Consider the following 13,191-nt stretch of genomic DNA (forward strand, 5'->3'; position numbering starts at 1 on the left):
TGTTTTTTCAAGACCGCTGCGCTGAACAAAGAACCTGCGTGGCCTTCCAGCAGTACACTTCTATGCTCCCCCTTTCCGTGCCCCTATGCCCTACTTCCGTCCCTACACTCCCCCCGCTGACCCCACCATCGTCAGAGACCTCACGCGCTTGCAGGAAGACATGCGCAGCCGCGTACGCCAGGAGCCGCTGGCCGCCGAGCCCACTTTTATTGCCGGCTGCGACTCGTCGTTTCCCACGCCCGAAACCATCCTGTCGGTGTTTGTGCTGCTGCGCTACCCCACACTGGAAATCGTGGAGAAAGTGTACTCTACCAGCGTAGTGGAGCTGCCCTACATTCCGGGGCTGCTTTCTTTCCGCGAAGCACCCAACGTGGTACTGGCCTACGAGAAGCTCCAGCAGAAGCCTGATGTGATAATGGTGGACGGCCACGGCATTGCGCACCCACGCCGCATGGGCATTGCCGCGCACTTGGGCGTGCTGCTCGACAAGCCCACTTTTGGGGTAGCCAAGCAGAAGCTAACCGGCAACTACCACGAGCCCGGCCTGACCAAGGGCAGCATTTCTCCCCTCACAGATAAGAACGGCGACCTGCTGGGTGAGGTAATCCGTAGCAAAGACAAGGTAAATCCGCTGTTTGTGAGCCCCGGCCACCGCTGCGACCAGGCCACCGCCACCCGCCTGACCTTGGCCTGCCTGCGCGGCTACAAGCTCCCCGAGCCCACCCGCCTCGCCGACCATTGGGCCGAAGAATTTAAAAAAGAAGTGCGGTAACTAAGTTACCGCACTTCTTTTGGCTAGTTCAGCAAATCTAGTGCTACACCGTTCTCGGCCAGCACAACCCGACGACCACTCAAAAAGGCCCTTAATACCTTAACAAGACTACTTACTGGCAGAGCCAGTTGCAGTAGCGCCAAGTACTCTCAGGCGTTGCGTTGCATTGGTGTTCTGCGGGTTCAGCTCCAGTGAGCGGCGGTAGTGCGCAATGGCCGAAGCGGTGTCTTGGTTGTGCTCATCGGCCTCCGCTAGGCTATCAAAAAGATTGAAGCTGGTGGGGTACAGCTCGGTGCCGAGGCGGAAGATGGCCAGCGCAGCCGGTAGGTCGTGGGCGTTGCGCATTAGCTGGTAGCCCCAGGTATTGATAGTCCCTTCGGAGAGGGTAAATGAAGCATCTTGCTGTTGCATCCGGCGGTAAATTTCCAACGCGTGCCCAAAGCCCTCTGTAGCCAGCGCGGCCGCAAAGCCAGCCTGTGTGGGCGCCGGGCCCAGCTGGGCGGGCAAGTGGTACTGGCGGGCCATGTGGGCCGGCACGCCATTCTGCGTGGGCGTGCGGTCCAGAAACTGGCGGCCGGTGGCATCACCTTTTAAGTTGGCGTTCAGGAAGTGTAGCGTGTATTGGCAGGTCCAGTAATACGCCTTTTCCACTTCAGCTCGGGAATAGTCCTTGGATAGTTGTTGCTGAGCCGCGCGCAGGCCTAACGACATAAAGTCGGGGTGCTCCATGGGGTTCATCACCACGTGGTACAGGTCAGCATATTTGGCCTCGTTGAGCAGAATAGACGAAGTTTCCATTCCGTTGGCGCTCAGCTCCCGCACCGATTCAGGACGGCGCTGCACGTACAGCCATGGCACGTTAAGTTGCGTGCGTGATACTGCCTGGGCGAATTCCCGCTGCTGGGTACCGTCGAAGCTGACCAGTGCCTTGACGCGAGAATCTTGGGAGGCAACCAAGGCATTGGCTAGGCCACCCCAGCTCCAGCCGACGACAGCTATGTGGGCCATATCGGCCTGGGGCAATGTTTGGGCATATGCCAGCAGAAACTCAATATCGCGGGCGGTGCTTTCAAGGCCTTGCTCGTCGATGTTTAGGGTGCGGGTGCGGGTGCCTAGGTTGCGGCTGGCCAGCACCAGATAGCCTTGGCTGGCTAGATATTCGCACAGGTCGGCGTTTTCGTAGGCTGTTCCACCACCACCGGCAGCGTAAATAACTACCGGGAACTTGCCGGCGGCGGCTGGGGCATTGCGCACAGCCCACATGCGCTGATTGAGCAGGGCTTGCGCTTGTTTTGGCCCCACCTTCGCGTCAAACCATTGGCGTTTGCTGGCTAAAAACGCATCCGCTTCGGCTTCGGCAAGGGTAAAGTTCTCGTCGGTGGCTTCTGAGCGCACATAATCGGCATAGCGGATGGGGGTGCCTCCTTTCTGAGCGGGATACCACACCAGCGTTTGAATTGGCCGTGCCCGCTCCCCGGTAGTTGGCTTTCCCGTGACCAGATCGGTGCTGCCTTTGTAGCCCCGCGCATAATCATACTGCTGCACAATGCGCACACCTACGTGGTGCTTTCCAGCTACAAGCCCGGCAAAACCAGACTCAGCCTGAACAGTGTAGCCTAGGCCACACAGCAGCATAAACAGAAACACTCGGACTACAGGTGCGGAGAGCATAGCAATATTGAAAAGTGTAGTTAAGAACCGTGAAACGGACAACGAACTAAAATTACACGCTGTACTATGCAAAGCAAGGTACTGTATACAATTAATTTTTTCTTCATTTAAGTTAACCAGGCACGTTATTGATAGTTAGCAGGATATACTTCTGCAGAGCTTCAGTATGAAAGCGCCCTAGTACTAGCCAAGCCTTTCCAGGGCTGCTTGCAAGCTCTCCAACGACTCTCCCGCTTCTGCTGGCAGGCCTAGCACCCGTGTCACGGCAGCATATACCACCTGCGGGCCGCTGGCTTCTTCCATAATGCCGCGCTGGTGGCCGGCTTGGGTTGATTTAGAAAGCTTTTGCCCCTGCGCATCCAGCAGCAAGCCGTGGTGCAGGAATTGCATCTGGTAGAACTGCTGCGCCTGGGGCAGATACTGGCTTAGCCAAAGTTGGGCCGCCGTGCTGGGCAGTAAGTCTAGGCCCCGTACAATGAGGGTGGTGCCCAGCCGCAAATCATCCAGCACCGAGGCTACCTGATACGCGGCAACTCCGTCTTTCTTACGCACCACAAAATCGCCCAGCACCTGGCCTAGCGGCACAGCTACGGGCCCCTGCCAAAGGTCGGGGAAGGCTATTTGGGTGGTTTCTGGTACATAGGCGCGCCAGGCGGTATCAGCCGCTTCAGTAGGTAACTCTACCAGGCGGCAAGTGCCCGGATAGCGGCCATCAGGCAGAGCTAAGCGGGCCAGCTCGGTGCGGGAGCAGCGGCAGCTGTAAAACAGGCCGGGGTGCGCGGCCGATGCGGCCTGCAAGGCCGCTTCGTACTGGCCTAGGAAGTGCCGCTGGGAGTAGTGCTGCTCGAAATCATCGGGGCCGGTGGGGCCGTGGTCGTAGTTGAGGCCAAGCCAATCGAGCGTGCGGAAGATGCTCTCCAAGTATGCCGGCCGGAACCGGGTGCGGTCTAAGTCGTCAATACGCAAGTGTAACTGCCCGCCAGCCCGACGCACCAGCAGCCAGGTCAAGGTGAAATTAACGGCGTTGCCCAGGTGCAAAAAACCGCTGGGCGTGGGCGCCAGGCGCGAAACAACAGGAGCAACCGGAAAGTCCATAGGCAGGCCGAGCCGCAAAGTGTGCAGCAGAAGACAAATCTACGGCGTGCAGTTAAGCAGCAGTACTTTCTGCACATACCTAAGCGCCAGAAGGCGGGTTTCTCCTCTTCCGCTGAGGAAGGAAAAGACCATCAACCTGGCCTAGAACCACGTTACGGAACGCACTACTAAGCCGCGCGAGACAGGCCCAGCTAGGGCAGTCCTCCTCAACCCTAGTGCACTTGTTTTCTGCGCATTTTAAGAGCCCCACCACCCTTCTCAACTTGGGGCTACGCCACCCCACTATAGGGGCGTACCATAGCTCGGGCGCAGCCCTTTATACAGTATATTTAATGTTTAATTAAACCTGTGGCTTCTCCACTTGTCAAGGCCTAAACGGCTACTTATGCGGACTACTTTACTCCGACTACTCCTGGTACTTGGGCTGCTGCTGGCCTACCCCAGTCAGGCGCAGACGTCGCTTTACTTTCCGCCTAGCCCGGCGGGAGGCGCCTGGGCCACTACATCGCCCCAAAGCCTGGGCTGGTGCCAACCCCAGCTCGACTCCTTGCTGAACTTTCTGGGCCGGCGCAATACCAAAAGTTTTCTGGTGCTGAAGGACGGGCGGCTGGTAGTGGAGCGCTACTACGGCACCTACACCGCCGACTCTGCGTGGTACTGGGCCTCGGCGGGCAAGTCGCTGACGGCGGTACTAATAGGCCTAGCCCAGCAGGAGGGCCTGCTCCGGCTCTCTGATAGCACCTCGCGCACGCTGGGCCGCGGCTGGTCCTCTGCACCCGCAGCCAAGGAACGGCTGATTACGGTACGCCACCAGCTCACCATGACCACTGGCCTCACCGACACGCCGCCACTACCTTGCGACAATGAAAGCACGGCCGCCGCTTGCCTCACCTATCGCGCCGATGCTGGCACCCGTTGGGCTTACCACACCGGCCCCTACCGCTTGCTGCAGGATGTTGTAGCGCGGGCCAGTGGCCTCACCTTGAATCAATACTCTACCCAGAAACTGACTAGCCGCCTGGGCATGAATGGCCTATGGGTGAACGACGTGTACTACAGTAGGGCGCGCGATATGGCCCGGTTTGGGCTATTTATACTGGCCCGTGGGCAGTGGAACGGTACGGGCATCCTGACCGACACCACCTATTTCCGCCAGATGACTACGCCCTCTCAAGCGTTCAACCGCAGCTACGGCTATCTGTGGTGGCTCAATGGGCAGCCCTCACACAAGCTGCCGGGCCCGCAGCAAACCACTTTTCAAGGGCCTATCATTCCAACCGCTCCCGCCGATCTGATTGCTGCCCTCGGCAAAAACGACCAGAAGATTTACGTGGTGCCCAGCCTGGGACTGGTAGTGGTGCGGCAGGGCAAAGATGCCGGTAACCCCACGCTAGCCCTTTCCTCCTTCGATGCCGACCTATGGCGCTATTTCATGGCCGTACTGCAGTGCCGGACCCTGGCCGCCAAGACTGCCGTACCCTCGAGTGCCTGGCAGGTGTACCCTAACCCGGCCACAGGCGTTGCCCACGTGACACTCCCAGCCGCTACGCCAGCAGGTTCTCAGCTTCGAGTGGTGGATGTAATGGGCCGCGAACAACTGAAACAACCCGCTACCGGCGGCACAACTACGGTATCACTACCTGGCCTAGCGCCGGGCATGTATGTAGTGCAGTGGCTTAATAAGGCCGGCTACCTGCTGAGCACAAAACGGCTAGTGCTGGCTAAGTAAAGAACAACTGCATAAAAAGCCCTTTCCTGTGGAGGAAAGGGCTTTTTTATGCAAGTAACATTCTACTCTCACTAAGCCCAGGCCACAACTAACAATATATATAGCAGGGAAAAGAACTTTTGGACGCCAACCTATGTATGTACATATATTATTCATACCTTTGAATCATTAGTACTGGCCTAGGCCACATTTTAACTCGATATGCAAACGCTCCTCCATACCGCCAACACGCGCGGACACGCCAGCCACGGTTGGCTCAACTCTTACCATACGTTCAGCTTCGCTGGCTACAATAACTCCCAGCGGGTGCACTTTGGCGTGCTGCGCGTACTGAACGACGATACCGTGGCGGCGGGCATGGGCTTCGGCACTCACCCCCACGACAACATGGAAATTATCAGCATTCCATTGTCGGGCACGCTGGAGCACAAGGATAACGCCGGTAACTACGGCATCATCCGCCACGGCGACGTGCAGGTGATGAGCGCCGGTACGGGCATTGCGCACAGCGAGAAGAACCATAGCCAGACCGAGGAAGTAAAGTTTTTGCAGATCTGGGTGTTCCCCAACAAGCGCAACGTGCAGCCCCGCTACGACCAGCAGACTTTTGATGCCGCCGACCGCCACAACCGCTTCCAGCAGGTGCTCTCCCCTAATGCCGACGACGCAGGCGTGTGGATTCATCAGGATGCTTGGTTCCACCTAGCCGACTTCGACGCTGGCTTTGAGGCTGAGTACCAAGTGAAGAAGCCCGGCAACGGCGTGTATGTGTTTGTGCTGGAAGGCGACGCCACCGTGGCTGGCCAGGCCCTGCACCGCCGCGACGGCTTTGGGATATGGGATACAGCTTCCTTCTCCGTAAAAGGCGACTCTGCTACCCGCCTGCTGCTGATGGAAGTACCCATGGACCTCCGCTAACGATTAGCCGATGGGTCAGCCGCCTAGCTAGGCCAGTTGGGAGCCGGCGGCAGCGGTGAAACATTTCTACCCGGTTTCGGGTGATGATACCGCTGCTTATCTGCCCACTACTTTTTATTGATTTTACATCAGAACATTCCCGCTCTGGCCTAGCAGGCCAGGGCGCCGGAATGCCTTCTATCCCATGAAACACGCAACCACTTCGTACCCCGTTCAGGAAAACATCCGCAAGCGCTGGAGCCCCCGCTCTTTCGCCAATAAACCCGTAGACCAAGAAGCACTGAACCAAGTGTTTGAGGCAGCCTCCTGGGCTCCCAGCGCCATGAACGAGCAGCCTTGGCGCTACATCTACGCCCACCGCTCCGACCAGGAAACCTTCCAGAAAATGGTAGACTGCCTGCTGCCGGGCAACCAGCCCTGGGCCAAGAATGCGCCTGTGCTGATTCTGTCCCTGGCTAAGACGCACTACGACAACGGCACGCCCAATGGCGCCGCGCTGCACGATGTGGGCATGGCCAACGCTAACCTCATTACCGAAGCCACGGCCCTAGATCTGCACGGCCACTTTATGGGCGGCTTCGACCGCGCCAAGACTGCCGAGGTGTTTCAGCTGCCGGAAGGCCTGACACCCGTAGTATTCATTGCCCTGGGGTACATCGGCGAAGCCGAGCTGCTGGAAGAGCCCTTCTTGAGCCGCGAGAAAGCCCCACGTTCCCGCAAGCACCACGCCGATATTGCCTTCAACCAACACTTACCCGCCTAAGCCATGCCCTTCCGCATCATTTCCGCCGCCGACCGTGGCCTCAAAGACATTGGCTGGCTGCAGAGCAACTTCTCGCTGAGCTTTGGCCCTTACGCCAACCCCGAGCGCTCAGGCTTTGGGCTGCTGCGCGTGTTCAACGATGACTTTGTGAAGCCTGGCAACGGGTTTGGCCTGCACGCCCACGCCAACATGGAAATCATTTCCATTATGCTGGCCGGTAGCATGAACCACATTGACTCCCTCGGCTACAAGGAAGTGGTGCACAAAGACTGGGTGCAGATTATGAGCGCCGGCAGTGGCCTACGCCACGAGGAGCATAATGTGGGCGACGACGAGGTGAACTTCCTCCAGATCTGGATTGAGCCCAAGCTGCAAAACGTGACGCCCCGCTACCAGCGCCGCCATTTCCCCGCAGAAAAGCGCCGCAATCAGCTTACCACCGTGGTCAGCAACGAGGAGGGCACGGCGCACTGCTGGATCAACCAGAACGCCAAGCTTTCTTTGGGCTACTACGAGGCAGGCCAAACGCTGGAATATTCGCTAAACCCGCTCAACAAGGCTGTTTTCATCTTCGTAATGGAGGGGCAGCTGACGGTGAACGGCCAAGCCGTAACCCGTCGGGAAAGCATTGGCCTGTGGGAAACCAGCCACCTCACCATTGAGTGCGGCGCCGAGAGCCAATTCATTGTAATTGAGGCTCCCATCAACCACTAGCTCTTCTCAGAATCATCTCAGTAAAAAGCCTTTCTCATACGGGAAAGGCTTTTTTGTATTCAGGCCGCATTCTAAAAAGCGGGCTATTGTACCGCAACTAGCTGATAGGTTGCAAGTATTAGTAGAAAATTTGGGGCAATGTTCCGTCATTTGTATATAAATCTCGCTTGCTTCCCGAATTGACTTTATGAAAATACTTCTCCTCACAGTGGCTTTAAGCGGTACTCTCTTTGGTCTGGCCCAGGCGCAGGAGTTACCCTACCAGATGCCTCCCCGAGCCATTGCTAACTTAGTAGATGCAGCTCCCATTCCGCGGGTAAGCTTCGCCTCAAACGGTCAGTGGATGTTGCTCCAGGATGTGCAGGCCATGCCCGCCATTGCCGATGTGTCGCAGCCAGAACTGCGCTTGGCTGGTTTGCGCATCAACCCGCGCACCAACGGGAGCAGCCGCGTGAGTTATTCAACCAATCTGCGCCTGCGCAAATTGCCGGAGGGCAAGGAGTTACTGGTGCAGGGGCTGCCGGCCAAAGCCCGCATAAGCGAGGTGCAATGGTCGCCCGACAACACGAAGATTGCCTTTACCCATACTACCGAGAATCATATTGAGCTCTGGCTGGTGGACGTGGCAACGGCCTCGGCCCGCTTGGTGCCCAACCTATTTTTGAACGGCATCTTCGGCTCTAGCTACGAGTGGACTTCCGATAGCAAAACCATTATTGCCCGCGCCGTGGTGGGTGGCCGCGGCGACGCCCCCAGCACCACGGTAGCACCGGCTGGCCCCGTTATTCAGGAAAACGCCGGTAAAGCTGCCGGAGCTCGTACGTACCAAGACCTGCTCCACACGCCCGTTGACGAGCGGTTGTTTGATTACTACGGTCTGGCCCAGGTAGTAAAAGTGGGGCTTGATGGCCGCATGGCACCGCTAGGCCAGCCGGGCATTGTGCAGCAGGCCTCGCCCTCACCCAACGGCCGCTTTATTCTGGTGAAGAAGCGCCACCGTCCTTACTCCTACACCTTGCCGGTGAGCAGCTTCCCGATGCGGGTTGAAATTATTAACCTGGAAGGGTTGGTGGTGAAAGAGCTGGCTGAGCTGCCCCTGGCTGATAACGTACCCACCAGCTTCGACGCCGTGCCCACCGGGCAGCGCCGCCATGGCTGGCGCGAAGACGCTCCCAACACCGTGTTCTGGGTAGAAGCCCAGGACGGCGGCGACCCTAAAGCAGCCGCTCCTATCCGCGACCGAATTTATGCCCTGCCGGCCCCCTTTGATGGGCAGCCCCAGGAGCTGGCCGCCTTGCCCCTGCGCTTCCAGGATATTCACTGGGGCACCGATAAGCTAGCCATTGTGGAAGGCAGCCGCTGGTCAGACCGCCACGAAACGATGTGGACGCTGGACCTGGCTACCAAGACCTCCCTTACTCCTCTCTTTGACCGCTCTACCCAGGATACCTACGCCGACCCCGGTACCCCGTACGTGCAACGCAACGCCCTGGGTCGCTACGTGCTAGCCACCGATGGCAACAGCGAAACCGTGTATTTACTGGGCAATGGCGCCTCGGCAGAGGGTGACCGGCCTTTCGTGGACGAGCTGAACGTGCGCACAAAAAAGAGCCAGCGATGGTGGCGCTCTGAGGCCCCGTACTACGAGGTGCCAGTGGCCCTGCTGGATGTGAGCAAGCGCCAGTTCGTGACCCGCCGCGAGTCGGTGCAAGAAGCTCCCAACTATGTACTGCGCGACGCCCGCAGCACCAAAGTAACGCCGCTTACCAAGTTTACTAGCCCGTACGCCAGCGTGGGCAACCTGCAGAAGCAAGTGCTCAAGTACAAGCGCGCTGATGGCGTGGAACTGACGGCTAACCTTTACCTGCCCCCGAACTACAAGAAGGAAGATGGCCCCCTACCTACCCTGATGGAGGCCTACCCCGTGGAGTTCAAAAACAAGAAAGATGCTGGTCAGGTGAAAGGCTCACCCTACACCTTCACGCGCCTGAACTGGGGCTCTCCCGTGTTCTGGGTAACGCAGGGTTACGCCGTATTGCAGGGCACCAGCATTCCAATTGTGGGCGAAGGCACCAAGGAGCCCAATGATACGTACGTGGAGCAGCTTAAAGCCTCAGCCAAAGCTGCCATTGACGAAGGGGCCCGCCTGGGCGTGGTAGACACCAAGCGCGTAGCCGTAATGGGCCACAGCTACGGAGCCTTTATGACGGCCAACCTACTGGCGCACACCGACCTGTTTAAGGCTGGCATTGCGCGCAGCGGGGCTTACAACCGTACCCTGACTCCCTTCGGCTTCCAGGGTGAGGAGCGCACCTACTGGGAAGCGCCGGAGGTGTACAACCAGATGTCGCCGTTCAACTACGCTGATAAGATCAAGACGCCAATCCTGCTGATTCACGGCGAGGCCGACAACAATTCCGGCACCTTCCCGATCCAGAGCGAGCGGTTCTACAACGCCCTGAAGGGCCACGGCGCCACTGTGCGCTACGTGGTGTTGCCCGCAGAATCACACAGCTACGCCGCCCGCGAGTCCATCATGCACATGCTCTGGGAGATGAACTCCTGGCTTGACAAATACGTGAAGAACCCTGCGGCCCCGGCGGCTACTCCTGAGGCCAACAATACGCCTGTGAAGTAAGCTTAACCTAGGCCTCTTTTCCGCAGCCCCCAAGCTCAACAGCTTGGGGGCTTTTTTTTGCCTGCAAGTATCAGATAACTACCTAGCTGTAAGCCTTTGTATAATCACAGCCTCTTGACACAACCTGAACTTTAGCACTTACGTTTTAAGGCCTAAGTACCATTTCCTCCCTCTAAAACCCACACGTTATGAACACGTTCAAAGGATATATCGCCATGTTTTCGGCCGTTTTACTGTTAGGTGCCACTGCCGCCCCTCAAACCGCCGATGCTCAAACTACTCCCAAGAAAGGCTGGAGTAAAAAAGGCAAAGGCGCTGCCATTGGTGGCGGGGCTGGCGTAGTAACCGGTGCTGTGCTAGGCGGCGGTAAAGGTGCCGTAGTAGGTGGCCTAGTAGGCGCTGCTGCCGGTGGTGCCGTTGGCCGCAGCAAAGACAAGAAAAAAGACCCCGCTCGTTACCAGGCCTACAAGAAGTAGTGCTAGCGTTGAGCTAACAAAAAAGCCCCTGACGAACGTCAGGGGCTTTTTTGTTAGCCTGCCCTGTTACTCTCACCACAGCGAGAAATCTGAATTAGCTGCTAGGCCGGTGTCCAGATTCCTCTGCGTGGGAATGGACAGTGCAAGGGTGGCCTAGCAGCCGCAGCTCACGGCGTCGCTGGAGCCAGTGCTTTCAGAGGCTGGACCGGGGCCGCAAGGGAACAGGCCAAAGTGCTGGTCTTTGTTGCCGAGAACCTTAAAGTGAGCACCGTAGCGCGTAAGACTTACCATGTCGGCGGTGTTGCCGCACACGAGCATGGGCCGGCCGGTTTCAAAGCGGTGGTGGTCGTCGAGCTCGAAGGCGTGGGGCTGGCCGGGCACAGTGCCTTGGTAAATGGCTACCTGGCCGTAGTCTTCGCACTTGTCTTCGAGGTCGATTTTGAAGGCTCGTACTGTCAGAGAATAAAACTTGATGTTGCCGACTTTGGCTTCAATTTCGGGGTTGCCGATGCTGAGGCGGCGTTGGGCGGTGAGGCGGTAGTCGCGGATGCCCAGGTTCAGGAGCAAGCGGCGAAAGTCGTCGATGTAGAGCGCGCCGCTGAGGCACTCGCCATAAAGTACCGGGTCTTGGCGCAGGGCTTCTGGCACCCGGCGGTCGGCAAACACGTCGGAAATGTGCAGCTCGCCGCCGGGCTTCAGCACCCGAAAAATCTCGCGGTACGTAGCTTCTTTATCGGTGCTGAGGTTGAGCACGCAGTTACTTACTACCACATCCACGCTGTTGTCGGCGAGGTCAGCGGTGCGCAGGTCTTCGATATAGCCGTGGCGAAACTCCACGTTGGGCTGGCGGTAGCCAAACTTCTCTGTGTGGGCCTGAATGTGGCGGCGCGCTACATCCAGCTGTTCTTCGGTCATGTCTACACCAATAACGTGGCCCTGCTCCCCTACCAGCTTCGACAGCAGGTAGGCGTCGCGGCCGCTGCCACTGCCCAGGTCGAGTACGGTGCAGCCTTCCACGGCGGGCGGCACGCACACCCCGCAGCCGTAATATTTCTCCAGCACCTCTGACTCTAGCTGCGCCAGAATCTGCTTGTGCTCCGCCGGAATATCATCGGTGCAGCACGCATTGGTTTTTAGGTCCTGGCTGGTACGCAGTTGCTGACCGTAGTACTCTTGTACCTGCTGTTGAATTTGTTCTTCCATGAAGTTGAGGGGGTGGTGAGGTTGCTGAGACAAGGTACGTACCAACGAGTTAGTTCGGATTAGGCGCCGCCCGCCTATACTTGGGCTGGTAGTTGTTGAGGTCGGCCGTGCAACCATCGGCCCGGTTACGGTAGTATGGGACGTATGCGTCTGTTTGTCTACCCTCTCCTCTCCGACTCGGCTCGAGCCCTGTTGCTTCAACAACTTCCCTCCACTGTAGTTTCGACGTTCAGGCAGGACCTGGCACCCGAGCAGCAGCAAACCAGTTTCCAACAGGCCGAAGTGGTTCTCGGCAACCCGCCCGTTGAGTGGTTTGCCACGCCCCCAAGTGGCCTACAGTTCTGGCAGATAGACTCGGCAGGCATCGATCGGTACCGCGAGGTGCAGGTAACTTGCCCGGTAGCCAACGTGGGCGACTTCTTTGCCTGGCCCTGCGCCGAAACCATGCTGGCAGGGCTGCTGGCGGTGTACCGGTGCATTCCACAGCTGGCGGTGTGGCAAACCGAAAAGAAATGGGTGGGTGCCCCCGTCCGGCAGCAGACTGGCCTACTGCGCAACAAGCGGGTGATTATTCTGGGCAGCGGCGCCATAGGCCAGGCCGTGGCTCAGCAGCTCTCCGGCTTTACCAGCGCCATCAAGTTCCTGGCCCGCACTGACCCAAAGGCCCAGCTTCACTCCAAGGAAGAGCTGCAAGCGGCGCTGCCTGAAACGGATACCGTAGTCAACTGCCTACCCGGCAGCGCCGAAGGCTTTTTCTCTGCCGAGCTCATTGAGGCCATGACACCCACCAGCATTTACGCCAGCGTGGGCCGCGGCAATACCACCGATGAACCCGCTCTAATAGCTGCGCTGCAAGCCGGCAGCCTAGGCGGCGCCGTGCTCGATGTAACCGCCCAGGAACCCCTGCCCACCGATAGCCCCCTGTGGGACATGCCCAACGTGCTGCTCACCCAGCACAGCGGCGGTGGCCAACCAGAAGAGGACGAAGGCAAAGTGCGGATTCTGCTACGCAACCTCCAGAACTTGCAACAGCAGCGGCCGCTGGAAAATCAGGTAGAGCTGAGCCGTGGGTATTAAGCATTGCTCTTCATAACTGCACATTATCTCGACAAAGGATCTTGTCAATGAACGGTACCAACAGTACGTCATGCTGAGCCTGTCGAAGCATCTCTACCGCTTCTTTGTGGTTCTAGACCAGTAATTAGTCAGAAG

Annotated in this window: 11 protein-coding genes; 8 read left to right on the top strand and 3 right to left on the bottom strand. The window is 58.1% G+C overall.

Annotation, left to right across the window (positions count from 1 at the left end; translation table 11 throughout):
- Positions 1-85: 85 nt before the first annotated feature.
- Positions 86-772 carry a deoxyribonuclease V gene (gene nfi, locus EU557_RS05405; protein WP_135529368.1) on the top strand — a complete coding sequence of 229 codons (687 nt, stop codon included), beginning with the start codon at positions 86-88 and terminating at the stop codon, positions 770-772.
- Between the two features lie 108 nt (positions 773-880).
- Here the strand turns inward: nfi and EU557_RS05410 are convergent, their stop codons facing one another.
- A complete protein-coding gene (locus EU557_RS05410; protein WP_135529369.1) occupies positions 881-2,443 on the bottom strand; it encodes an alpha/beta fold hydrolase in 1,563 nt (520 codons plus the stop codon).
- Between the two features lie 183 nt (positions 2,444-2,626).
- Positions 2,627-3,538, bottom strand: coding sequence for a glutamate--tRNA ligase family protein (locus tag EU557_RS05415; protein ID WP_135529370.1), 912 nt, complete (start codon positions 3,536-3,538; stop codon positions 2,627-2,629).
- A gap of 385 nt (positions 3,539-3,923) precedes the next feature.
- On the opposite strand from EU557_RS05415, the gene EU557_RS05420 reads away from it, so the two are divergent.
- The 6 genes from EU557_RS05420 to EU557_RS05445 all read left to right on the top strand — a co-directional run bounded on the left by EU557_RS05420 (position 3,924) and on the right by EU557_RS05445 (position 10,776).
- Positions 3,924-5,267, top strand: a complete 1,344-nt coding sequence (locus EU557_RS05420; protein ID WP_135529371.1) for a serine hydrolase — start codon at positions 3,924-3,926, stop codon at positions 5,265-5,267.
- Positions 5,268-5,468: 201 nt separating this feature from the next.
- Positions 5,469-6,185, top strand: a complete 717-nt coding sequence (locus tag EU557_RS05425) for a pirin family protein (protein WP_135529372.1) — start codon at positions 5,469-5,471, stop codon at positions 6,183-6,185.
- A 184-nt stretch (positions 6,186-6,369) separates the two neighbouring features.
- Positions 6,370-6,948, top strand: coding sequence for a nitroreductase family protein (locus EU557_RS05430; protein ID WP_135529373.1), 579 nt, complete (start codon positions 6,370-6,372; stop codon positions 6,946-6,948).
- A gap of 3 nt (positions 6,949-6,951) precedes the next feature.
- Positions 6,952-7,662: a pirin family protein gene (locus EU557_RS05435; RefSeq protein ID WP_135529374.1), complete on the top strand. Its 711-nt coding sequence runs from the start codon at positions 6,952-6,954 to the stop codon at positions 7,660-7,662.
- A gap of 187 nt (positions 7,663-7,849) precedes the next feature.
- Positions 7,850-10,300 carry an alpha/beta hydrolase family protein gene (locus EU557_RS05440; RefSeq protein WP_135529375.1) on the top strand — a complete coding sequence of 817 codons (2,451 nt, stop codon included), beginning with the start codon at positions 7,850-7,852 and terminating at the stop codon, positions 10,298-10,300.
- A 188-nt stretch (positions 10,301-10,488) separates the two neighbouring features.
- On the top strand, positions 10,489-10,776 hold the full coding sequence (locus EU557_RS05445; RefSeq protein ID WP_135529376.1) for a YMGG-like glycine zipper-containing protein: 288 nt from the start codon (positions 10,489-10,491) through the stop codon (positions 10,774-10,776).
- Positions 10,777-10,929: 153 nt separating this feature from the next.
- Here EU557_RS05445 and EU557_RS05450 read toward each other — a convergent pair whose 3' ends face one another.
- On the bottom strand, positions 10,930-11,979 hold the full coding sequence (locus EU557_RS05450) for a methyltransferase domain-containing protein (protein WP_135529377.1): 1,050 nt from the start codon (positions 11,977-11,979) through the stop codon (positions 10,930-10,932).
- 144 nt (positions 11,980-12,123) lie between these two features.
- On the opposite strand from EU557_RS05450, the gene EU557_RS05455 reads away from it, so the two are divergent.
- The gene (locus tag EU557_RS05455; RefSeq protein WP_135529378.1) at positions 12,124-13,056 is read left to right on the top strand and encodes a D-2-hydroxyacid dehydrogenase; all 933 of its coding nucleotides are present in this window, start codon (positions 12,124-12,126) and stop codon (positions 13,054-13,056) included.
- The last annotated feature ends 135 nt before the right edge of the window (positions 13,057-13,191 follow it).

It is taken from the genome of Hymenobacter wooponensis, from assembly GCF_004745865.1.
Lineage (GTDB): Bacteria > Bacteroidota > Bacteroidia > Cytophagales > Hymenobacteraceae > Hymenobacter > Hymenobacter wooponensis.